The organism is Mycobacterium florentinum (assembly GCF_010730355.1).
In the GTDB taxonomy this organism is placed as follows: domain Bacteria; phylum Actinomycetota; class Actinomycetes; order Mycobacteriales; family Mycobacteriaceae; genus Mycobacterium; species Mycobacterium florentinum.
This window is the reverse complement of the sequence record NZ_AP022576.1, coordinates 373,479-394,040: the sequence shown is the minus strand read 5'-3', so window position 1 is coordinate 394,040 and position 20,562 is coordinate 373,479. Positions and strand designations below refer to the sequence as shown.

Genomic DNA, 20,562 nt, shown 5'->3' with positions numbered 1-20,562 from the left:
CGTTAAGGATCGTTACCGCAATCGTGATCTCGCACTCGTATCTTTGGATACACGAGAAGGCCGAAACTTTCGACATCCCGACAACGCCTATCGGCGTTCGGGAGCCTGGGGGCTGATATGACCACCGCAATCGCCGCGCACAACCTATTCGACCAAGACGCGCGTGACGATCTCCTTTTGGCGGTGGCAAGCATCAACGCAGGTGCTCGTCGCAGGAACACCGTTCTCGTCGAATCGAGGCCGCACTGGCGACTCACGGAAGCAGAGATCGTGCGCGCGTCGATCACCGTGATTTTGGTGGCCCTTGTGACGGTCATTGGCGTCTCCGCGGGCGCAATCTTGACGATGGGTTAGCAGCGGGTACGGCCCGGCCCGTCGGCGGCCTCGCGGCGACGTCGTCCGGGGGTACGACTCCGGCGGGATAGCACTCTCGTCCACTCGGTCAGGCAGCGGGCGATGCTGGTTTCGTGGCGAGGCGTTCTCCGAGCAGGCTCTAGATGCCGTGTGCAACAAGGGCTTTGACTTCCTGGGCGGGCGCATAGCTACCGGCGAGCCCGGACGACGCCCTCTACGCGACATCGCCGCCGGGAGGCGGCCAAATCCGGCGCCACGGAACGACGCAAACCCAAGACACAGTCGACATAGCGATGGTTAGGTGATGAAGACATCAGCTACCCGAGGCTGGGGGTGTACACGTCCGGGTACTGAGGTGACCAATTAATGGGTATGGGGCAACGGAAGGGGTCGACGTGGCGGTCCGGGGTATCAGGGCACTTAAGAAAATCATGCAAACAACGTTCGATTCAGAGCTCGTGATTCCGCAAGACGCTACGGTGACGGAATTTACCGGCGATAACAGTTTGTCGCGGAAAGATCTTTTTCAGCATCCAATTCCCGCCGATTCCCTGATATGGAAGTATTGGGGGCGCCTTGATGTGATATTTTTCGGCAGCGGGGTAGTGGGCACCATTGCGGGGGCGTGGCCACAGATGGCGAAAGCGACCACGAATTCTGTTCTTTTCACCGGCGACAGTTCTTTCGGCGCACGCGCCAAGATATATAAAGAACGGCGCCAGAGATCTCGTGAGTACATTTATGGCGCGGTGTACGGCGCTCCGGAAGACGCGAAGAAATACGGACTGAAGACTCGGAATATGCACAAATCCGTCAAAGGCGCACTGCACGAGGGGACCTACCACGCCTTAAATGCGGAGACCTTCTACTTTGCCCATGTCACCTTCTTTTATCACCTATTGATCATAATAACTGAGCAGCTGTATTTCGACGGTTCCATGCCACGTGCGATGAAGGAGCAGCTATTTGAGGAATCCAAGGAGTGGTACAGCATGTGGGGGGTGGACGATAGCCCTCAGCCGGATACCTACGACGATTTCGAGCGGTATCTGGAAAACATCGAGCATAATTATTTGGTGAACTCACAGGTAACTCAGGTCATGCTGGAACAATTTTTGGAGAGCCGCCCGGCGCCGCGGTGGTGGCCTGCAGTCATGAAAAAATTTGTGTGGCCCTGGTGGGCGGCGCGGCGGAATGTCGTTGCCAATAGTTTTCCGCCCCATCTGCGGGAGTTGTTCAACTTAGAGTGGACCTCCGAGGACGAGGAGATGACGCTCCGTTTTATGCGTATGTATCGGCGCCTCTACGCAGTTCTCGAGCGTCTAGTCCCGCAGAAGTATCTCTACTTGCCGATTGCGGTGGAAGGCTTTGAGCGGGAAGGGGTCGATCCACGCAACATCACCCTGGAGTCCGCACAGCAAGCACTGCGGGAAAACCGCGCCCGCCGCGCCGCACAAGAAGATGCACCAGCAGATGAGGCGAATGAGGTGCTTGCTTCCAGCTGATAAGTTGCTGGGCGGTGGTGCGGGCATCAACGTCTCGCTGTGGCGTCTCACCGGCGAGACACTTGGGACGTGAACACGGTGACTGTGCGCGATCTACGCAACCACGGGAGAGAAGTACTCCGCCGCGTTGAGCACGGCGAGCGGATCGTGGTTACGCGCGACGGTGCGCCGGTGGCCGAACTGCCCCCCTTGCCCCGTTCCAGCGCCAGCCCGAATGAACTGATTCGTCGCCGCCGGAATCTCCCACGGGTGAACCCAGACAGCTAATCACCGATTCGTCCGGCAGTTCGGTCGGATCGGATACCTCACCAAGTCAGCGCGGCTTGTTGTAGGTGCTGCGGACGCGCGCTGCGCTGCATCTCACGGTTTGGAACTCCGCCCGGTGGCCCGCTTTACACATCTCTACTTGTGACCCGCGGATCCAGCGGTCGTCTTACAAAACGTCGTACACTGTTGCAATGGCTGACACGATTACCTTCCGGCCGGACGAAGACGCATTGAAGGCGTTGGAGGTCTTGACCAAGGATGGCACGGCTGTATCGGTAGCTGTTCGATCTGCTCTTATCGATGCGGCACGGCGAAAGGCCAGCGCGGCGACTCGCGCCGAGGCGGAAAGGCTTGCGCAAGACGAGTCCGATCGCGCTGAGGCCATGCAGGTGCTGCGCGACATGGAGACGTTGCGTGCGTGGTGAGGTCTTTCAGTTGCGGGCCCCGCGGGGGAGTCGCGATCACGAGCAGTCCGGTTCCCGCTATGCCGTCGTAGTCCAGTCAGATCACCTGCCCTTGTCGACCTGGCTGGTGGCGCCAACATCCACGTCGGCTCGTGCCGCCAGCTTTCGTCCCGAAGTTGAAATCGGCGGCGTGAACACCCGCGTGCTTGCCGAGCAGGCTGCGGCGGTCGCCCCGGGCCGACTCGGCAAAAGCGTCGGATTCCTCAACTTCGACGAGATGCGCCGCGTTGATGCAGCGCTGCGCATCGTCCTCGATCTCTGAGCGCGCAGCGACCCATCGGATGAAAACAATTGGGGTGCAGCCGCCTGCTTGACATAATGTCGCTTATCGGCATAAGCCATATAGGCAGTTCGGCCGGAACGTCGGTCACGCCCACCGCGAACGCCCACATGAAAGGCTCCTCGACGACGCCTGCTCGACTCACCATGGTCATGCGCGCCGCGGCCCCGGCGTGAGATCACGACCGCCGGCCTTGGCCCGCCGCGGCGCGATCGGCCGATCCCTATTGGAGTTAGTTGGCGATCCCTAATCGAGTTAGTCAAGGGCCCATTGCCCCGACCGCGCGATTGCCCCAAAACGTCACTGTGACGAATTGCTCTGTGCGGCAGGGCTCTTGAGGCTCCACGCATGGCCGGCGAAGATCGGCTCCCGCGTGTCTACATTGACCCGGCGGCCTTATGCCGCCCACCCCGGACCGGCCGGCGCCGTCGACTGCAGCCGCGCGACCAGCGACTCGACGCCCATGCCCCGACCATCCCCACCGCTCGCCCCCTTCCCGCTCGGCGTCGACAAAACGTCACTGTGACGAATAGGACTGGGCTGCAAGGCTTTTGGGTTAGTTCTCGCGATCGGCATCCCGTGTCGACTGAGGCATTCTGCTCGAATTCGAGGCCCGGCTGATCATGCCTTATTGAAAATCATTAGCATTATGGCCACCGCCCCGGCCGGACCTCGGGAGCCGATGAGACGCGAAGGACAAGTGTGCGAGCGATCCCTGTCATTTGCCTGACGGGCCATCTTGGTGCCGGCAAGACCAGCCTGCTCAACCATGTGCTTCGCAGTCCGGGAGCACGAATCGGCGTCATCATCAATGACTTCGGTGAACTCAACGTCGATGCCATGCTGGTGACCGGCCAAGTCGACGAGCCTGCCTCCATCGCCGGCGGCTGCATCTGTTGCCTGCCCGATGACGGCGGGATCGACGAGGCATTGACTAGGCTCGCCGATCCTCGGCGCAAGCTGGACGCGGTGATCGTCGAGGCCAGCGGTCTGGCCGAACCCGTTTCGGTCGCCCGGATCATCGGCTTCAGCGAGGTCCCCGGCGTGCGGTACGGCGGATTGGTCGATGTCATCGATGCCACGACACACTTCGACACCATCGACGTCGGCCAAACGGCGCCGGCCCGCTACGGTGTGGCTTCGCTCGTCGTCGTCAACAAACTCGACCAACTCACCCGCGACCAGCGCACCGTGACGGTTGAGCGGGTGGAACGACGGGTGCGAGAACGCAATCCACGAGCCACCGTCGTCGGCGCGATCGGCGGCCGGATCGATCCTGCGCTGCTCTACGACGTCTCGGGAACTGACGAAGAGCCGGGTCAGCTCTCGTTGCGCGAACTGCTCGTCGACGCCGCGACCGATCACGGCCACGATCACGACAATTCGCACGCCGACGCGGTCACCGCGACGAGCGATGGCGAAATCGACCCGGGCGCGCTCATCGACCTGCTCGAGGATCCGCCAGCCGGGGCATATCGGATCAAGGGTGCCGTGGCGGTGCGCTACGGCGCGGCCACGCACACGTATGCGGTCAATCTGGTCGGCTCAGTGATTCACGTAGTGATCGCACCGCCCGGGATGTCGGCCAACTGTCTCGTTGCGATCGGGATCGGCCTCGACACCGATGCCGTGCGCGCTCGACTTGATGCCGTACTGCGCCCGTTCGCCGGCCCCGCGACTCTCGCCAATGTTCACCGGTTGCGACAGTATCGCCGGCGCAGCCTCTGACTCCCTGACACTGAAAAGTACAGCACTCCAACGGATTACGTCACAGTGACGTTTTGTTGTCTGCGGCCGGCCCCCAGGCTAGCCCGTCGCGACAACCGACGCCGAGTTCCACGGCGCCAGACGCTCGGACGAACCGTTCGATTCGGGCAGATCATCACTGACGTCCCACGTCGCGGAGAGCCGCCCGACTCCCAGAGCTATGGCGCAGTGCAGGCCGAGCTCCACGAGCTCGTCCTCGCTGAAGTGCTTGCGCAATTCGTCGTAGACCGCATCGTCGATGGCGAGATGGTTGGTCGCGAACAGCTCGGCGAAGCGAAGCGCCGATCGCTCGGCGTCGGAGAGATTGTCCGCGTCGGCCGGTCGCTCCAGCGAGCAGACCGCGTCCTCGTCGAGCCCGTCGTCGATGGCGCTTTGATAGCGGACCGCGATGCAGCTTCGGCACTGGTTGAAAAATGCGATGCGCAGTCGCACCAATTCGAGCAGCCGGGGCGACAGACTCCCGTTGGTGCGAAGCGCGGCGGTCAACGCGCCCAGCGCCTCGGCCGCCGCCGGCAGGCGACTGACGATGGAGGCAACGCCGAGATTTATCCGATCCCCTTGACCGAGGTCTTCAATCGGCACCGCGGCAAAGGCGGCGGACGGGGCGATTCGTGTCACTTCAACGTCTCCTCTGCGCACGTGTCTGGGCCCCTGAAGTATCGCCATTGCGGCGATCACTGGCAATGATCGCGTCGCCGTGAATCCGTTATACGCCGGCAGCGCACACAATGTGGCGTGACGGGTGTTACATCTCGATGGAGCATGCGCGCATCAGGTCCATTGGTGCGCCTACTGACATGTTCCTCAACTCCATTGACAGGGTGTGCGGGATGGAACTACGTCAGCTCGAGTACTTCATTGCTGTGGCAGACGAAATGAACTTTTCGCGCGCGGCGCAACGGGTGCACGTCGTTCAGTCCGCGCTGTCCACGTCAGTGAGCAAGCTGGAGAGGGAACTCGGCGTCGAACTGTTCAACCGATCCAAGCAGCAGATCAAATTGACCCCGGCCGGTGAGTTGTTTCGCGAGCATGCGCGCCGCATCATTCACAGCGCCCGACTCGCCAAGGATTCGGTCAGTGACTACCTCGGCGAGCTCTCCGGGACCGTCGAGGTGGGTTCACTCATATCGTTTGGGGCGCTGGATGTCCCACGGGCATTGGGCGAATTTCACCGCACCTATCCGTTCGTCCAGATCATTCTGCGGCTGAGCACGTCGGGTTCCATGCCGCACCTGTCGGCGATTGCCAACGGCTCGCTCGACCTTGCCTTCATTTCCGCTCCGGACCGCTTCCCGACCGGGATTGACATGCGACTCCTGGCTGAGGAGCCGATGTTCTTCGTCTGTCGGCCCGATCATCATTTAGCGCAGCGCGACCGCGTCGGCATCATTGAGCTTGCCCAGGAGAACCTGATCGGCTTCCCTGCTGAATTCGGCCTGCGCCGCGTCGTCGAGAACGCCTTCACCGCAGCCGGCATCACGGCGCGCACCCGGTACGAAGCGGCGGTCAACGACGGGGTCGCATCCAGTCTGGTCCAGCACGGATTGGGCACCATGTTCATGCCCGCCAGCGACGTCAGCCGTTTTCCGGACCTCCGCGCCGTGCCGTTGCAGCCGGAGATCGTGTGGCCGATCTACCTCGCGATGGGCGGACCAGCGCAGATCTCCCCGGCCGCCGCCAAACTCGCCGAGTTGATCCTCGCGTCGGCGCCGCGACCCCGAAATCGCTCGACAAGCCAATCGTCCTGATCAGCGTTTCACGACGCTCATCTCTAATTTTGATGGCTCGGATCAGAACCATTCATTGGACACGATGATGCTTCGTTGCTCTGATGAAGAGACACAACCGAGCGCAAAGATTACGAGGTTGACGATCATGTCGCAGTCCCCGCCGAGCCCGCATCTCGATGATCTTGCAGCGCGATTCGAACGCGACGTCATACCGTTGCGCGATCAGCTATTCCGTGCGGCACGCAGGTATAGCCAAAGCCACGCAGACGCCGAAGACCTCGTCCAAGAGACGATGATCAAGGCCTATGTCGGATTTGGGTCCTTCAAGGAAGGCACAAACCTGCGCGCCTGGCTCTTCACGATCATGAACCACACGCGAATCAATCACTACCGCACCGCGAAACGTCGCCCGGCGGAGTGGTTGGCCGGCGACGTCAGCGACTTTCTGATTCCGGCCGGGCCCCCGCAGTCGACCGCGGGACCCCCGCAGTCGACCGCGGGACGATTGTCGGCCGAGGCGGAGGTGCTCGATTCGATCGGCGACCCGGAGGTTCGCCAGGCACTCCAGCAGCTACCCGAATCGCAGCAGCTGGCCGTCTACTACGCCGATGTTGAAGGCTTCCGATACAAGGAAATCGGCGAGATCCTGCACATACCACTGGGTTCAGTCATGTCTCGCATCCATCGCGGCCGCAAGAACATGCGGAAGTTGCTGCTGGACTTTGCTATTGAACAGCGATACATCCGCGAAGACGATGCGGTGATAGCCGCAGCCTAATAGCACGGAGGATCAGCCTAAGGGTGGGGGTCACAGCGATGCGTGGACGCCGCATAGGACTTGTCGCACTTCTGCTGTTACTTTCAATCGCTTTACCGCCCGCGCGGAGCGCCGCGACGCCCGGCAGCGGAGTGAACTCGGCTCAAGAGACCCAATCGTCGCAAGAAGGACGCGATTTCATCGTGCGCGACATCACCGTCGGCCCGGGCGGCAGCACCGGTTGGCACTGGCACGATGGCACGCTCGTCGGAGCAATCAAACAGGGCACTCTCACCCATTACTCCGCCGATTGCTCGGTTGACGGCGTCTACAACCCGGGCGATCCCGTCATCGAACCCGCTGGCCCCGACCACGTGCATCTCGGTCGAAACCTCGGCACCATGCCGCTGATCCTGGAAGTCATCTACATCCAGCCGGTGGGCAAACCAGCCGCCGAGGATGCACCAAATCCCGGTTGCCCGTTCGCTTAAGGGGACAACCGGCTAGCCGCCGAAGGGCGCCCCGTCGAACCGGTCCGAAGTGACGAACTCGGAGACCGGTCGTCGGCGCAATTTCGTCACCTGTCGCAGGGGCTTGCCCAGCGGTACCAACGCGGCGATGGCAAATGTGTCGGGTACGCCGAGAATATCTTTTGCCCGCGGCTCTTCGGCGGCAATCATCGTGGTCAGCACTCCGCCATAGCCTTCATTGCGCGCCGCCAGCAACACATTCCACACGAACGGGTACACCGAAGCGCCGGGTACCACCGCGATGCGATCGAGATCCTGATCGGTGGCGGCGACAACGGCAAGGTTCAACAGGATTGCCAGCACCACCGGCGCCTCACGAAACGGCGCCGACATCTGCGCGGCCGGCTCCGCCGCCGCAATCGTGGCTGGATCTAAGCCCGTCGGCTGCAACGGATTCCATGGCGACTCGCCGTTGGCCAACTGCGCCGTATAGCGACGGGCCGCGGTGAGCCCGAGATCCGCCAACGCGGACCGCGTCTCCGGATCACGTAGCACGATGACCCGCACGCCCTGCCGGTTACCACCGGTCGGCGAGAAGCGAGCGTTATCGAGGATGCGCTCGAGAACGTCGTCGGGAAACGGATCGTCGGTGAATTCGCGTACCGCGGGGGTAGATCGCATGACGTCGTACAACTCCATGACTTCCATCGTGCCGCAGCCGGCGACGACGGGTCAGGCCGCGTCGTGGAAAATCAGACCCAGCGCGTAGCGCTGCCCGGAGCGGACGGCGGACACACCGTGGCGTACCGAGGCCGCCGACCATCCTCGGGTCGAGCGGACTGGCCGTTCTCTGGTGGTAAAGATGTAGCCGTGGCCTTGCGGCAGCGTCGTGACCGTCCCGCGTGACTGAGCCCGGGCCCGTTGCTCGACGAGCAGGAACTCACCTCCGGTGTGCGCCACGCCCGGCTGGTTGAGATTGATGACGACCTGCAGCGGAAAGATGAGGTCCCCGTAGAGGTCTCGATGCAGCGCGTTCCAATCACCCGGGCCGTATTCGAGCATCAAGGCCGTCGGCTTGGTCTGGCCGGCGCGATGGCACATGTCCAGCCATTCGTCGAGTGTGTCGGGCCAGGGGGCTTCCCGCCCGAGCTTCGTCCACCAGTCGCGGGCGATCGGCAACAGCCGTGGGTACAACGCCAGTTTCAAGTCCTCGATAGGACGTGGGTAGGGCTGTTTGAAGTACCGATACTCGCCTCGCCCGTAACGGTGCTGGCCCATATCCACGACGGCCCGAAACAGACCGTCGTCGGCGTATAGCTCGATCACCGAGGTGCACTCGGCAGGCGTGATCAACTCCGGGAGCAGAGCACCGCCGACATCGTTCATGTCGGCGGTGACCGCCTCCCAGTCCGCGGCATCAACGCGGTTACGCCAATTCGGTGGCATCAGAACAGCTTGCCAGCCACTGCGGGTGCCGGCTCCTCCAAATCCAACAAGAATCGCTTGCGCTCCAGGCCGCCCGCGTAACCGGTTAGCGCGCCGTCTTTTCCGACGACCCGATGGCACGGGACCACGATACTCAGCGGATTGCGTCCGACGGCCTGACCGACTTCGTAGGCGGTGGTGCCGTCGGCCAATTCGGCGGCCAGCGATCCGTACGTCTTCGTCTGCCCGTAGCCGATGTCGACAAGCCGATCCCAAATCCGGCGTCGAACCGGGTCGCCCACCAACGCGATTGCAAGATCGAATTGGGTGCGCTCTCCGGCGAGGTACTCCCGCAGCTGTTCACCGGTGCGACTGAACAATTCATCGGCGGCCGGTTCGACGTACTCGCCGAGGGTCTCAGCTGTGGGCGGGTGCCAATGATGCCGGAAATACACGCCCGTCAGGGCGCCCTGGTCGGCAACCAAAGTCAGTTCACCCAACCGGCTGTCGATCACCGTGTGTCGTGCTGTCATCGTTCAACCTCCTTTGGTGGTAGACGATGAACGGTCGACAAGCGTGAGATGGGGATGCGAATTGATTTCTCACATTCCGCGATGCGCCGACGTCTTCACATCAGGGAGCAGGAGGAAATCTCACGGTGCAGGCCGCACAGGACGTCAAGTTGCCCTTCGAGGCTGTCGTGGCGCAGCACGGCGCGATGGTGTTGCGGGTTGTGCGCGCCGTGGTTGGCCACAGCGATGCCGACGACGCCTGGTCGGACACCTTCCTGGCGGCATTGAAGGCCTACCCGCAACTGCCGGGAGACGCCAACGTCGAGGCGTGGCTGGTCACCATCGCCCACCGCAAGGCCATCGACATCACTCGCGCGGCAGCGCGACGGGCCATCCCGGTCGCGGATGCGCCCGACTCCCCCGCCGGGGCACGACCCGATCGCCTCGACCTCGACCTCGAAACGGCCGTGGGCGCGCTGCCACCCAAGCAGCGCCAGGCCGTGGCCTACCACTATCTGGCGGGCCTGCCCTACGCGGAGATCGCCACGATCCTCGACAGCAGCGTTGCCGCTGCCCGGCGCGCCGCGGCCGATGGCATCGCCACCCTGCGGCGCACCTATCCCCTCACTGCAAAGGAGTGACCATGACCCCGACTGACCTCGCCCACCACTACCCCGTCGACCCGGACCAGCTGCAACGCCTGCACGCCCGCTTGGAAAGGGACGCCGCGGCCGGCGACCTGCTCGACATCGCCTACCGCACAGTGGACTCCGCCGTCGGGCCGCTGCTGCTGGCGGCCACCCCGCTCGGACTGGTACGGGTGGCCTTCGCGAACGAGGATCGGGACGGCGTGCTGCTGGCGCTCTCCGAGCGGATCAGCCCGCGGATGCTCGAGGCGCCGATGCGGCTGGATCCGATCGCGCGTCAGCTCGACGAATACTTTGCCGGCCGCCGGCACAGCTTCGACGTTGCGCTGGACTGGACGCTGTCGCAAGGGTTTCGGCGCACGGTCCTCGAACGCCTCAATACGGAGATCAGCTACGGCGCCACGGCGAGCTACGCGGCGCTGGCGCGACTGGCCGGCTCCCCCAAGGCGGTACGCGCCGTGGGAACCGCATGCGCAACAAACCCGATCCCCATCGTCGTGCCCTGTCATCGGGTGATCCGATCCGACGGAACCGTCGGCGCCTATCGAGGCGGGCCCGACGCCAAACGGGTGCTGCTCGATCTTGAGCGGGAGAGATGACGACGGAAGGGCCGGCGTGCAACCGCGTCTCACCACTGGGCGAGATCATCGCCGTTGCGGGCCGGGGCGCCTGGATGGGCAACCGTGGCCGTTTGCACGAAGGGCGCGGCACCCGCGCGGTCGTTCGCAACCACCAACACCAGACCTGGATCACCTGTGTGCTGTCGTTCCGGGGCCGCACAGTCGCGCAGTGGGAACCGAACCGCTACACGCCGCTGTTCTTCCTCGACGAGGCGGTCGCGTTGGCTGCCGGACATCGCCCATGTGGCGAATGCCGACACCACGACTACCAGACCTACCGATCGTTGTGGTTCGAGATATACGGTGGGACAACACTTTACGCTAAAGACATCGACGCTCGGCTGCACCGCGAACGGATGGACAAGGCCGGCCACCGCGCCGCCTGGAGCGACCTGCCCAACGGAGTGTTCGTCGCCACCGATTCCGGACCGGCCGCCGTCGTCGGTGACCACCTCGCGCTCTGGGGTCCGGACAACTCCTATCGGCACAAGGTACTTCGCCCGGCAATCGGCGAGGCCACGGTGCTGACCCCGCTGTCCACGACGCGGATCTTGCGTGCCGGATACCCCGTTCAGATTGACGACTCTGCCCGATGACCGTGGCATCGACAGTGTTCTCGCTGTGTATGGTCAAGTTGGCCTGCCGGCATAAGGGAACAGAGAACAGTCATGGCAAACGCGTTGCCCGAGAATGCCTTCACCTCGCCGCAGGCGCTGGATCCCGATCTGCGTAAGGTGGCCCGCTTTCTGCCCCGGGGATACGCCCTGCACCGCGGCTACAAGGTCCAACGGGCCATCATGCTGGCGCTCGGCAACGCCGGCCGGCTCCGCGATGTCCCGGTGGTCGCGGTCAACGAACACGTCAAGGTTCGCATGCACCGTCCAGCCGGCCTCCCCGCGCGGGCACCCGCGCTGCTGTGGATCCATGGCGGCGGCACCATCATGGGCACCGCCGTTCAGGACGATAAGTTCTGCCGCAAGCTATCTCGGCTGACCGGCATCGCAATTGCGGCCGTCGAACATCGACTTGCACCCGAGCACCCATACCCGACACCGCTCGAAGACTGTTATGCGGCGCTGCTCTGGCTGGCGGGCCAACCGTGGGTAAACCCGGACCGAATCGCGGTCGGCGGAGCAAGCGCCGGCGGACATTTCGCGGCGGCATTGGCGCAGCGGGCGCACGACCGCGGCGAGGTCAAGCTTGCCTATCAGATGCTGGTCTACCCGATGCTCGACGATCGCACGGGCGCAAACCGCGATGGCCCCAAGCGCCTGATGTGGACCGAAACGGACAATCAACTGGCCTGGCAGTGGTACCTGAACGGAGCAGACCCGGTCGAGGCGGCCCCGGGGCGCCGCCCGGATCTGTCCGGGCTGGCTCCGGCCTGGATCGGGGTCGGGACGTTGGATCTTTACCACCAGGAGTGTCTGGACTATGCATGGCGCCTGCGCGAGGCAGGCGTGCCGGTCCACGAGGAGATCGCGCCCGGCGCGTTCCACGCGTTCGACCACATCGTCGACAAGGCGCCGATCTCGGTGAATTTCTTCGCCAGCCAGCGCGACCACCTCTGGGCCGCCCTGGCCGCACCGGCCGAAGATCAACCACACTGAGCGCGTTGCTCATTCGAAATTGTGTTGTCCACGTTTGGATTTGGCGACCAACCCGGCGCGACAAAGGGCGTGCGAGGCGACCTGATTCGGTATGCCAATCTGGCTAGTTGACTGCAAAATGTGCAGAACGTGCAACTATGGGGGTATGGCCAACCCGATGGGACTGCGCGAGCGACGTCGCCGGGAGACCAGCGCAGACATCCGCGACGCCGCGGTGCGGCTGGCCCTCGAGCGCGGCTTCGACAAGGTGACCATCGAGGAAATCTGCGCCGAGGCCGGAATCTCGACACGCACGTTCTTCAACTACTTCCCGAACAAAGAGTCCGCTATCGCCTACGGCCCCTCGGACATCCCCGCCGAGCTGGTCGCGGATTTCGTCGCGGCCGGACCTGCCCCTTACTCGGTGGTGCTGGCAGAGCTGATCACTCTGGCCGCCCACCACCTGCGCGACGTGCCCCCACTGCGCGAGCAGGCCGCCCACATGCTCGAACTCGCCAAAACCTCCCCCGCGGTGCTGGCCGCATTCCTCGCCGACCTGGAGCGCTTTCAGCTTCAGCTGACCGACATCATCGTGCGCCGCCAGGACATGAAACCCGACGACGAGATGGCCGCCCTGATTTCCGCCCTCGCTTTGACCGCGGTGCGGTCCGGCCTCGAAAAGTGGGCGAGTAGCGAGCCGGTCGATCCTGACGACACGCCGATGCCCTATGTCGAGCGGGCCGCCGCGCTCGTGAACAGCATCTTCACAAAGTGATCTGAAACACCGCTAGCAAACGTTGCATGATGTGCAAGATATGCACATCATGTACTATGCGCTGGTGGCGGTGGTCGGGGACGCTTCCGCAACGCGAGGCACGCGTCGGTACCGGAAACGACCGCGACGCGCGCCGGCAGCTTCATCCGCACGTAACGATCGGGCGCGCAAGTCACGGCGAGGACCGAAATCCGATGCCGAGTCATGCGGCTCGTGCGCGCGAATGCCCCCAGGTTTTGCGGGCGCTGGCCACAACACGGTGACGAGAAAAGGACTCATGTAGTTGCTGTTATCGAAGATCGTGCGCAATGCATGGCTGCCGCTCTTGATCGTCGCGGTTGTGGTGGTCGGCGGCTTTGCCGTGGTGCGGGTCAAGTCCTTCTTCGGCGCCAACGACACTGGCGTTATGACGAGCCCGCGGCTGGATGACTCCAAGCCGTTCAAGCCCAAGGTCGTCAAATACGAGGTGTTCGGCTCGGCCAGCCGCGCCAACGTGAACTATCTGGATCTGTCCGCCGACCCACAACGAATCGACGGCGCGCCACTGCCGTGGACGCTGGTCCTCAAAACCACCGCCCCGTCGGTGTTTCCGAATCTCTCCGCGCAAAGCGATGGCGACTACCTCGGTTGCCGCATCACCATCGATGACGAAATCAAGGACGAGAAGATAACTACCGGCGTGCACGCCCTGACCTTCTGCCTGGTGAAATCCGCATGAGCACGACGTTCAACGAGACCCGCACCGACGCGATCCCGACGGCTGCAGTGCCAGTGCGGGAGAAGATCCCGCGTTTCATCCGGAAGTACGCAGTATTCGTCATCCTGGGCTGGATAGCGCTGATCGCGGTGCTCAGCACGATCGTCCCGGACTTGGACACGGTCGGGAAGATGCGCTCGGTCTCGATGGCCCCCGACGATGCGCAATCGGTGGTCGCGACCAAGCGCATGGGCGCGGTGTTCAACGAATACAAGTCCAACAGCTCGATCATGATCGTTCTCGAGGGACAACAACCGCTCGGCGCCGATGCACACGCCTACTACGACCAGATCGTCAAAAAGCTCGACGCCGACACCAAACACGTTGAGCACGTTCAGGACATGTGGAGCGACCCACTGACCGGGGCGGGTGCGCAGAGCAACGACGGCAAGGCCGCCTATGTTCAGATTTACCTCGCCGGTAATCAGGGCGAGTCGCTGGCCAACGAATCCGTCGAGTCCGTTCAAGACATCGTCAGAAGCATGCCCACGCCCAAAGGGGTGAAGGCCTACGTCACCGGACCCGCGGCGCTCTCGGCGGATCAGCACGTGGCTGGTGACCGCAGCGTCCAACTCATCACGATGTGCACCTTCACCGTGATCATCGCGATGATGCTGTTGGTCTACCGGTCCATCGTCACGGTGTTGCTCACGATGGTGATGGTGGTGCTCGAGCTGTCGGCCGCGCGCGGCATGGTCGCATTCCTGGGTTACTACAACATCATCGGGCTCTCGACATTCGCGACCAACCTGATCGTCACGCTGGCCATCGCGGCCGCCACCGACTATGCGATCTTCTTGATCGGCCGATATCAGGAAGCCCGGGGTAAAGGCGATTCCCGCGAAGACGCCTATTACGACATGTTTCACGGCACCGCACACGTGGTGCTCGGCTCGGGCCTGACGATCGCCGGCGCGACGTTCTGCCTGCACTTCACCAACCTGCCGTATTTCCAGACGCTGGGTATCCCGCTGGCCATCGGCATGGTGGTCGTGGTGGCCGCGGCGTTGACGCTCGGGCCCGCGGTCATTACCGTGGCGACGCGGTTCGGCAAGACGCTGGAACCCAAGCGAACGCAACGTATTCGGATGTGGCGCAAGATCGGCGCCGTGATCGTGCGGTGGCCCGGGCCGATCCTGGTCATGACGATCGGGATCGCGCTCATCGGCTTGCTGACGCTGCCCGGATACCGGACCAACTACAACGACCGCAACTACCTGCCTGCCGATCTACCGGCCAACGAGGGATATGCCGCGGCCGATCGCCACTTCTCGCATGCGCGGATGAACCCCGAGGTGCTGATGATCGAAAGCGATCACGACCTGCGCAACTCCGCGGACTTCCTGGTGATCGACAAGATCGCGAAGACGATCTTCCGGGTTCCGGGAATCGGCCGCGTGCAAGCGATTACGCGGCCCGAGGGCACGCCGATCGAGCACACCTCGATTCCATTTCAGATGAGCATGCAGGGCGTCACCCAGCAGATGAACCAGAAGTACCAAGAAGACCAGATGGCCGACATGCTCAAGCAGGCCGACATGATGCAGACCACCATCGACAGCATGGAAAAGATGTCCAGCATCACTGTGCAGATGTCCAACGACATGCACAAAATGGTCAAAAAGATGCACGACATGACCATCGACATCAACGAATTACGGGACCATATAGCCGATTTCGAGGACACCTTCCGGCCTGTCCGCAGCTACTTCTACTGGGAGAAGCATTGCTTCGACATCCCCGTGTGCTGGTCGATTCACTCCGTCTTCGACACCCTCGACGGCATCGACACGATGACCGATGACATCGAGAGCCTGCTGCCGATCATGGATCATCTCGACACCCTGATGCCTCAGATGGTGGCGCTGATGCCGTCCATGATCGAAAACATGAAGGCCATGAAAACCACGATGCTGACCATGTATTCGACCCAGAAGGGTCTGCAGGATCAGCAGAACGAGGCGCAGAAGAACGGCAACGCGATGGGTAAGGCGTTCGACGCGTCCAAGAACGACGACTCGTTCTACCTGCCGCCGGAGATCTTCAACAACACCGAGTTCAAAAAGGGCATGAAGAACTTCATCTCCCCCGACGGCCACGCCGTGCGCTTCATCATCAGCCACGATGGCGATCCGATGTCGCAAGAAGGTATTTCGCACATCGCCGCAATCAAGAAGGCCGCTTACGAAGCACTCAAGGGCACCCCGCTGGAGGGTTCGAAGATTTACCTCGGGGGCACCGCGGCAATTTTCAAAGACCTCAGTGATGGCAACACCTACGACCTGTTGATCGCCGGAATCGCTTCGCTCTGCCTGATTTTCATCATCATGCTGATCATCACCCGCGGTGTGGTGGCCTCGGCGGTCATCGTCGGGACCGTCTTGCTCTCACTGGGCGCGTCGTTCGGGCTGTCGGTGCTGATATGGCAGCACATCATCGGCATCGAGCTGCACTGGATGGTGCTCGCGATGTCGGTCATCATCCTGCTCGCCGTCGGTGCCGACTACAACCTGCTGCTGGTGGCGCGGTTCAAGGAGGAGATCCACGCCGGCCTGAACACCGGAATCATCCGTTCGATGGGCGGCACCGGCTCGGTGGTCACCTCTGCCGGGTTGGTCTTCGCCTTCACGATGATGACGATGGCGGTCAGCGAGCTGACCGTGATCGGTCAAGTCGGTACCACCATCGGCTTGGGCCTGCTCTTCGACACCCTGATCGTGCGGTCGCTGATGACGCCATCCATTGCCGCACTCTTGGGCAAGTGGTTCTGGTGGCCGCAACGAGTGCGGCAACGCCCGGTCCCGTCGCCGTGGCCGAAGCCGGCCACGGAACCCGAATCCGCAACCGCCGCTAGGTAACCCACTCCGGCTGCTCTTCGGTTTCCACCGCGGAAAAGTCCTTGTGGCCCAGGCCCGCGGTGCAACCGCCGTCGACCACGAACTCCGAACCGGTGGAATAGCTGGACTCGTCGCTGGCCAGATAGATCACGAGGCTGGACACCTCCTTGGGTTCGGCGGCCCGCCCCAGCGCGGTCTGGAAGATGTCGTCGGGAACCCAATCGGTCATCGGGGTCTTGATCAGACCGGGATGGATCGAGTTCACCCGGATTCCGCTGGGACCCAGTTCCAGCGCGGCCGACTTCGTCAGGCCCCGCACGGCGAATTTGGTTGCGGTGTAACCGTGGCAGGCGATGGTTCCGGCCATGCCTTCGATCGAGGAGATGTTGATGATCGAGCCTCGTCCGGCTTCCTTCATCGGTTTCACCACCGCGCGGATGCCGAGAAACACACCGGTCAGATTGATGTCGAGGATCCGCTGCCACTCCGAGAGCGCGTAGTCCTCAAAGGTGCCGATGTTGATGATGCCCGCGTTGTTCACCAGCACGTCGATGCCGCCGAACTCGCTGAGCGCGGTTGCCACCGCGGCATCCCAGTCATCGGGCTTCGTCACGTCGAGGTGCAGGTAACGAGCCGAGTCCCCGACCTCTGCCGCTACCGCCTTGCCTTCGTCGTCGAGGATGTCGCCGAGTACGACCTTGGCTCCCTCGGCCACCATCGTCCGGACGTGCGAGGCGCCCATCCCCCGCGCACCCCCACTGATCAGTGCGACCTTTCCCGCCAATCGTTCTGCCACCGCGATGTCTCCCGTCGTATCGGAGCGTCAGGGGTAGACGCTGGCGATCACCATACAGATGCGCGGGGATGTATGACGATGGTTCAGGCTCCGGCGGCTGGCATTGCCGCGATCATCGGGGTGTCGACACCGACGCGCCCCAATGCGCTGGCGCCGCCTGGAGAGCCCAGCGGGCCGGAACGACCCGCAAGCGGGAGAGCGAAAAACGCGGCGTTGTCGGCCAGGTGCGCCTGCTCGTCGTCGGGCAGATCGCCCTCCCAATAAATGGCACCGGCGTGGCAAGCCGGCTTGCAGGCCCCGCAGTCCACGCACTCGTCGGGGTTGATGTACATCGTTCGGTCACCCTCGTAGATGCAGTCCACCGGGCATTCGTGAACGCAGGATTTCTCCATTACGTCGACGCAGGCCTTGCCGATCACATAGGTCATGACGATGACGCTACGCAGACGGGCGCAACGTCGCGCCGGGCGAAGGACCTCGGTTCGTGGGACCAAAGTCCCTGCCGTGCAACGGTGATACGCGGTCAGCGATCATCCAGCGGAGCGGTCCAGCGGACCCTGGTGCCGCCGCCGTCCGGGGCGCTGACTTCGCAGGATCCGCCGACCTGTTCGGCGCGGTACGTCAAATTGGCCAATCCGCTGCGGCGGGGGTTGTCGGCGGGAATGCCGCAACCGTTGTCGGTGACGTCGACGGTCAGCATGTCGGCGACGCTGACGTCCACGGTCAGTCTTGTCGCGGACGAGTGCCGGACGACATTGCTGACGGCTTCGGCGGTGACCGCTTCGGCATGCTCGGCGAGTTCGCCGCCCACGGCGGTCATCGGCCCGTGCATGCGCACCGTGGTGACGATGTCGCGATTGCCGGTCAGGTCGGCGACCACCCGTTGGATCCGATTGCGAAAGCCGCCGTCGCCGCCCAGCGGGGATTTCAGCTGGAAGATCGTGGTGCGGATCTCTTCGATGATGGTTTGCAGGTCGTCGAGGGTGCGATTGAGCCGCTCGGCGACCTCCGGTGAACGCACTCGGGCGACGGTGCCCTGCAGATCCATGCCGGCGGCGAACAACCGCTGGATCACATGGTCGTGTAGGTCGTGCGCGATGCGCTCCCGCTCGGCCACGATGGTCAGCTGGCGTGAGTGCTCGCGTCCTTCGGCGAGCATCAGCGCGATCGCGGCGTGCGTGGCGAAATCACTGACCAGGTCGAGGTAGCTGTCGTCGAAGGGTGGCTGGCCGGCATTGCGGGCAACGGCGATCACGCCGACGACTTGTTCGGGTGCGCGCAGCGGCATCACGATCGCCGAGCGTTCGCCGACATCGGTGAAAGCCTGAATCGGATAGTTCAGCGACTCGGTGATCAGTGGCACGCCCGAGCGGAAAACCCGGCCGCTGGTGGATCCGTCGATCGGAACCCGTTGCCCGACAACTTCATCGAAGTTGAGCCCGACCGCGGCAGAGACGACGAGCGTGTCGTTTTCCTCAGCCGGTAGATCAGCGTCAACCGGGACGAGCACGATCGCCTGTTCGGCTTCGGTGAGGGCGCAGGCCCGTTCGGCGATCAGCCGCAACGGCGTCGTTCGCGAGTCGACACTCGAAAGCAGCGCGGTGGTGATCTCCCGGCTGGCATCCATCCACTTCACCGACGTGCGCTCGCGCTCGAATACTTGCGCATTGTCGATCGCGACCGCGGCCGCAAACGCCAACGCCCGCGCGGCGACTTCGTCGGATTCGGAGAAGACCCGCGCCGGCTCGTCGTGGGTCAGATACAGATTGCCGAACACCGTTCCCCGAATCGTGATCGGCACCGCGAGAAAGGCACGCATCGGCGGGTGGTGCTCGGGAAACCCGACCGCGGCCGGGTGTGTGGTCAGATCGTCCAAACGTAAAGCCGGTGTGTCGAGCAGCGACACGCTCAGAATTCCCTTGCCGACCGGAAGGGGCCCGATTTGTCGCGCCGTCTCGGCGTCGATTCCATCGTGGACAAATGAGACCAACCCACCCTCGGGGTCGCGTATTGCCAAGGCGCCGTACGGGGCTGAGGTCAAATCCCGGGCCGACATGATGATCCGACGCAGGGTCGCATCCAGGTCGAGATCCGATCCGATCTCGACGATGACCCGCAGCAACTGCTCCATTTGATCGCGGCCCGCCAGCAACTCGTCGAGTTGCTCATGCATCCGGTCAACCAAGCCGCGCCGGCCGAGTCCGGCAAAGGCCGAGCTGCTCTCATCGCTGGCCACTCGACCCGATACCTCCACTAAGCCTTGACAACGCAAAACGCCTTGGCCCAGCTTAAGCGGATCGCTACGACACGAGCTACGGCGACGTGGGTTTGGTAGATCGCTGGTCCAGCTTCGAGGCGAACACCGCTGCCTGGGTCCGACGCTCCATACCGAGTTTGGCCAGCAATCGCGATACGTAGTTTTTGACCGTCTTCTCGGCGAGAAACATGCGCGCGGCGATCTGCTTGTTGGTCAATCCCTCGCTGAGCAGTCCAAGCAGAGTTCGCTCCCGATCGGTCAATCCGGAAAGCGGATCGGGCGGCTCGGTGGTGTCGCGCAGTTTCGCCATCAGCACGGCGGCGGCCCGGTTGTCCAGCAACGATTTACCGGCGCCGACATCCTTGATCGCCTGAGCCAGCTCCATGCCCCGGATGTCCTTGACGACGTAGCCGCTGGCACCGGCCAGAATCGCCTCGAGCATTGCCTCGTCGGAGGTGAACGACGTCAGCATCAGACACCGCAGGTCCGGAAGCTCGGACAGCAGCTCCCGGCACAACTCGATTCCATTGCCGTCGGGAAGACGAACGTCGAGCACCGCGACGTCGGGCTTCAACGCGGGTATTCGCACCATCGCCTCGGCCACCGAACCAGCATCGCCGACGATTTCGAGCTCAGAGTCCGAGGCGAGCAGGTCGGCAAGACCGCGACGAACGACTTCATGGTCGTCGACCAGAAATACCGTGACCATTGCGAGTCCTTCCTGCCGGCTGGGCCGGGCGATTTGCGCAACCT

General features: G+C 63.1%; 24 protein-coding genes. 16 read left to right on the top strand and 8 right to left on the bottom strand.

Annotated elements, in window-relative coordinates:
- Window positions 1-117 precede the first annotated feature (117 nt).
- From G6N55_RS01930 to G6N55_RS01905, 6 genes are all read left to right on the top strand, one after another.
- The gene (locus G6N55_RS01930) at window positions 118-354 is read left to right on the top strand and encodes a hypothetical protein (protein WP_085220275.1); all 237 of its coding nucleotides are present in this window, start codon (window positions 118-120) and stop codon (window positions 352-354) included.
- A gap of 431 nt (window positions 355-785) precedes the next feature.
- The gene (locus G6N55_RS01925) at window positions 786-1,859 is read left to right on the top strand and encodes an oxygenase MpaB family protein (RefSeq protein ID WP_085220568.1); all 1,074 of its coding nucleotides are present in this window, start codon (window positions 786-788) and stop codon (window positions 1,857-1,859) included.
- A 39-nt stretch (window positions 1,860-1,898) separates the two neighbouring features.
- Window positions 1,899-2,126, top strand: a complete 228-nt coding sequence (locus G6N55_RS01920; RefSeq protein ID WP_308206530.1) for a type II toxin-antitoxin system Phd/YefM family antitoxin — start codon at window positions 1,899-1,901, stop codon at window positions 2,124-2,126.
- A gap of 191 nt (window positions 2,127-2,317) precedes the next feature.
- Complete coding sequence (locus tag G6N55_RS01915; protein WP_085220276.1) at window positions 2,318-2,551, top strand: hypothetical protein; 234 nt, start codon at window positions 2,318-2,320, stop codon at window positions 2,549-2,551.
- Window positions 2,541-2,852, top strand: a complete 312-nt coding sequence (locus G6N55_RS01910; protein WP_085220277.1) for a type II toxin-antitoxin system PemK/MazF family toxin — start codon at window positions 2,541-2,543, stop codon at window positions 2,850-2,852. The genes G6N55_RS01915 and G6N55_RS01910 overlap by 11 nt, the downstream gene beginning before the upstream one ends.
- A 720-nt stretch (window positions 2,853-3,572) precedes the next feature.
- Window positions 3,573-4,598 carry a CobW family GTP-binding protein gene (locus G6N55_RS01905; protein WP_085220278.1) on the top strand — a complete coding sequence of 342 codons (1,026 nt, stop codon included), beginning with the start codon at window positions 3,573-3,575 and terminating at the stop codon, window positions 4,596-4,598.
- A 78-nt stretch (window positions 4,599-4,676) separates the two neighbouring features.
- Here the strand turns inward: G6N55_RS01905 and G6N55_RS01900 are convergent, their stop codons facing one another.
- Complete coding sequence (locus tag G6N55_RS01900; RefSeq protein WP_232078900.1) at window positions 4,677-5,255, bottom strand: carboxymuconolactone decarboxylase family protein; 579 nt, start codon at window positions 5,253-5,255, stop codon at window positions 4,677-4,679.
- Between the two features lie 212 nt (window positions 5,256-5,467).
- On the opposite strand from G6N55_RS01900, the gene G6N55_RS01895 reads away from it, so the two are divergent.
- The 3 genes from G6N55_RS01895 (at window position 5,468) to G6N55_RS01885 (ending at window position 7,615) form a co-directional block, all read left to right on the top strand.
- The gene (locus G6N55_RS01895; protein ID WP_085220279.1) at window positions 5,468-6,385 is read left to right on the top strand and encodes a LysR family transcriptional regulator; all 918 of its coding nucleotides are present in this window, start codon (window positions 5,468-5,470) and stop codon (window positions 6,383-6,385) included.
- Between the two features lie 127 nt (window positions 6,386-6,512).
- On the top strand, window positions 6,513-7,145 hold the full coding sequence (locus G6N55_RS01890) for a sigma-70 family RNA polymerase sigma factor (protein ID WP_232078899.1): 633 nt from the start codon (window positions 6,513-6,515) through the stop codon (window positions 7,143-7,145).
- Between the two features lie 23 nt (window positions 7,146-7,168).
- The gene (locus G6N55_RS01885; protein WP_232078898.1) at window positions 7,169-7,615 is read left to right on the top strand and encodes a cupin domain-containing protein; all 447 of its coding nucleotides are present in this window, start codon (window positions 7,169-7,171) and stop codon (window positions 7,613-7,615) included.
- A 12-nt stretch (window positions 7,616-7,627) separates the two neighbouring features.
- Here the strand turns inward: G6N55_RS01885 and G6N55_RS01880 are convergent, their stop codons facing one another.
- From G6N55_RS01880 to G6N55_RS01870, 3 genes are read right to left on the bottom strand one after another with little or no spacing between them, the layout of a single operon-like run.
- Window positions 7,628-8,293, bottom strand: coding sequence for a nitroreductase family protein (locus G6N55_RS01880; RefSeq protein ID WP_085220571.1), 666 nt, complete (start codon window positions 8,291-8,293; stop codon window positions 7,628-7,630).
- 33 nt (window positions 8,294-8,326) lie between these two features.
- Window positions 8,327-9,040 carry a 2OG-Fe(II) oxygenase gene (locus G6N55_RS01875; RefSeq protein WP_085220282.1) on the bottom strand — a complete coding sequence of 238 codons (714 nt, stop codon included), beginning with the start codon at window positions 9,038-9,040 and terminating at the stop codon, window positions 8,327-8,329.
- Complete coding sequence (locus tag G6N55_RS01870) at window positions 9,040-9,552, bottom strand: methylated-DNA--[protein]-cysteine S-methyltransferase (protein ID WP_085220283.1); 513 nt, start codon at window positions 9,550-9,552, stop codon at window positions 9,040-9,042. The genes G6N55_RS01875 and G6N55_RS01870 overlap by 1 nt, the downstream gene beginning before the upstream one ends.
- 125 nt (window positions 9,553-9,677) lie before the next feature.
- Here G6N55_RS01870 and G6N55_RS01865 point away from each other — a divergent pair, with 125 nt between their 5' ends.
- The 7 genes from G6N55_RS01865 to G6N55_RS01835 all read left to right on the top strand — a co-directional run bounded on the left by G6N55_RS01865 (window position 9,678) and on the right by G6N55_RS01835 (window position 16,777).
- Entirely contained in the window at window positions 9,678-10,172 is a 495-nt protein-coding gene (locus G6N55_RS01865; protein WP_264002020.1) for an RNA polymerase sigma factor, read from the top strand.
- Between the two features lie 2 nt (window positions 10,173-10,174).
- Window positions 10,175-10,777: a methylated-DNA--[protein]-cysteine S-methyltransferase gene (locus G6N55_RS01860; protein ID WP_085220284.1), complete on the top strand. Its 603-nt coding sequence runs from the start codon at window positions 10,175-10,177 to the stop codon at window positions 10,775-10,777.
- Window positions 10,774-11,394, top strand: a complete 621-nt coding sequence (locus G6N55_RS01855) for a hypothetical protein (RefSeq protein WP_085220285.1) — start codon at window positions 10,774-10,776, stop codon at window positions 11,392-11,394. Before G6N55_RS01860 ends, G6N55_RS01855 begins: the two co-directional genes overlap by 4 nt.
- Window positions 11,395-11,466: 72 nt before the next feature.
- Window positions 11,467-12,408: an alpha/beta hydrolase gene (locus tag G6N55_RS01850; protein WP_085220286.1), complete on the top strand. Its 942-nt coding sequence runs from the start codon at window positions 11,467-11,469 to the stop codon at window positions 12,406-12,408.
- 145 nt (window positions 12,409-12,553) lie between these two features.
- Window positions 12,554-13,162, top strand: a complete 609-nt coding sequence (locus G6N55_RS01845; protein ID WP_085220287.1) for a TetR family transcriptional regulator — start codon at window positions 12,554-12,556, stop codon at window positions 13,160-13,162.
- Window positions 13,163-13,463: 301 nt separating this feature from the next.
- Window positions 13,464-13,880, top strand: coding sequence for an MmpS family transport accessory protein (locus tag G6N55_RS01840; protein WP_085220288.1), 417 nt, complete (start codon window positions 13,464-13,466; stop codon window positions 13,878-13,880).
- Complete coding sequence (locus tag G6N55_RS01835) at window positions 13,877-16,777, top strand: MMPL/RND family transporter (RefSeq protein ID WP_085220289.1); 2,901 nt, start codon at window positions 13,877-13,879, stop codon at window positions 16,775-16,777. The genes G6N55_RS01840 and G6N55_RS01835 overlap by 4 nt, the downstream gene beginning before the upstream one ends.
- On the opposite strand, the gene G6N55_RS01830 is transcribed toward G6N55_RS01835, so the two are convergent.
- The 4 genes from G6N55_RS01830 to G6N55_RS01815 all read right to left on the bottom strand — a co-directional run bounded on the left by G6N55_RS01830 (window position 16,770) and on the right by G6N55_RS01815 (window position 20,518).
- Window positions 16,770-17,552, bottom strand: coding sequence for an SDR family oxidoreductase (locus G6N55_RS01830; protein ID WP_085220290.1), 783 nt, complete (start codon window positions 17,550-17,552; stop codon window positions 16,770-16,772). The two genes, G6N55_RS01835 and G6N55_RS01830, sit on opposite strands and share 8 nt — an antisense overlap.
- An 83-nt stretch (window positions 17,553-17,635) precedes the next feature.
- Window positions 17,636-17,980: a ferredoxin gene (fdxA, locus tag G6N55_RS01825; protein ID WP_085220291.1), complete on the bottom strand. Its 345-nt coding sequence runs from the start codon at window positions 17,978-17,980 to the stop codon at window positions 17,636-17,638.
- Between the two features lie 95 nt (window positions 17,981-18,075).
- Complete coding sequence (locus G6N55_RS01820) at window positions 18,076-19,725, bottom strand: GAF domain-containing sensor histidine kinase (RefSeq protein WP_085220573.1); 1,650 nt, start codon at window positions 19,723-19,725, stop codon at window positions 18,076-18,078.
- Between the two features lie 139 nt (window positions 19,726-19,864).
- Window positions 19,865-20,518, bottom strand: a complete 654-nt coding sequence (locus tag G6N55_RS01815) for a response regulator (protein WP_085220574.1) — start codon at window positions 20,516-20,518, stop codon at window positions 19,865-19,867.
- Window positions 20,519-20,562: the final 44 nt, after the last annotated feature.

Bases quoted from the DNA above. Each gene is read 5' to 3' on its own strand.
- fdxA (WP_085220291.1), bottom strand. From the start codon at position 17,980: ATGACCTATGTGATCGGCAAGGCCTGCGTCGACGTAATGGAGAAATCC.
- G6N55_RS01875 (WP_085220282.1), bottom strand. From the start codon at position 9,040: ATGCCACCGAATTGGCGTAACCGCGTTGATGCCGCGGACTGGGAGGCG.
- G6N55_RS01930 (WP_085220275.1), top strand. From the start codon at position 118: ATGACCACCGCAATCGCCGCGCACAACCTATTCGACCAAGACGCGCGT.
- G6N55_RS01815 (WP_085220574.1), bottom strand. From the start codon at position 20,518: ATGGTCACGGTATTTCTGGTCGACGACCATGAAGTCGTTCGTCGCGGT.
- G6N55_RS01870 (WP_085220283.1), bottom strand. From the start codon at position 9,552: ATGACAGCACGACACACGGTGATCGACAGCCGGTTGGGTGAACTGACT.
- G6N55_RS01860 (WP_085220284.1), top strand. From the start codon at position 10,175: ATGACCCCGACTGACCTCGCCCACCACTACCCCGTCGACCCGGACCAG.
- G6N55_RS01855 (WP_085220285.1), top strand. From the start codon at position 10,774: ATGACGACGGAAGGGCCGGCGTGCAACCGCGTCTCACCACTGGGCGAG.
- G6N55_RS01915 (WP_085220276.1), top strand. From the start codon at position 2,318: ATGGCTGACACGATTACCTTCCGGCCGGACGAAGACGCATTGAAGGCG.
- G6N55_RS01835 (WP_085220289.1), top strand. From the start codon at position 13,877: ATGAGCACGACGTTCAACGAGACCCGCACCGACGCGATCCCGACGGCT.
- G6N55_RS01925 (WP_085220568.1), top strand. From the start codon at position 786: ATGCAAACAACGTTCGATTCAGAGCTCGTGATTCCGCAAGACGCTACG.
- G6N55_RS01820 (WP_085220573.1), bottom strand. From the start codon at position 19,725: ATGCATGAGCAACTCGACGAGTTGCTGGCGGGCCGCGATCAAATGGAG.
- G6N55_RS01880 (WP_085220571.1), bottom strand. From the start codon at position 8,293: ATGGAGTTGTACGACGTCATGCGATCTACCCCCGCGGTACGCGAATTC.
- G6N55_RS01895 (WP_085220279.1), top strand. From the start codon at position 5,468: ATGGAACTACGTCAGCTCGAGTACTTCATTGCTGTGGCAGACGAAATG.
- G6N55_RS01890 (WP_232078899.1), top strand. From the start codon at position 6,513: ATGTCGCAGTCCCCGCCGAGCCCGCATCTCGATGATCTTGCAGCGCGA.
- G6N55_RS01850 (WP_085220286.1), top strand. From the start codon at position 11,467: ATGGCAAACGCGTTGCCCGAGAATGCCTTCACCTCGCCGCAGGCGCTG.
- G6N55_RS01845 (WP_085220287.1), top strand. From the start codon at position 12,554: ATGGCCAACCCGATGGGACTGCGCGAGCGACGTCGCCGGGAGACCAGC.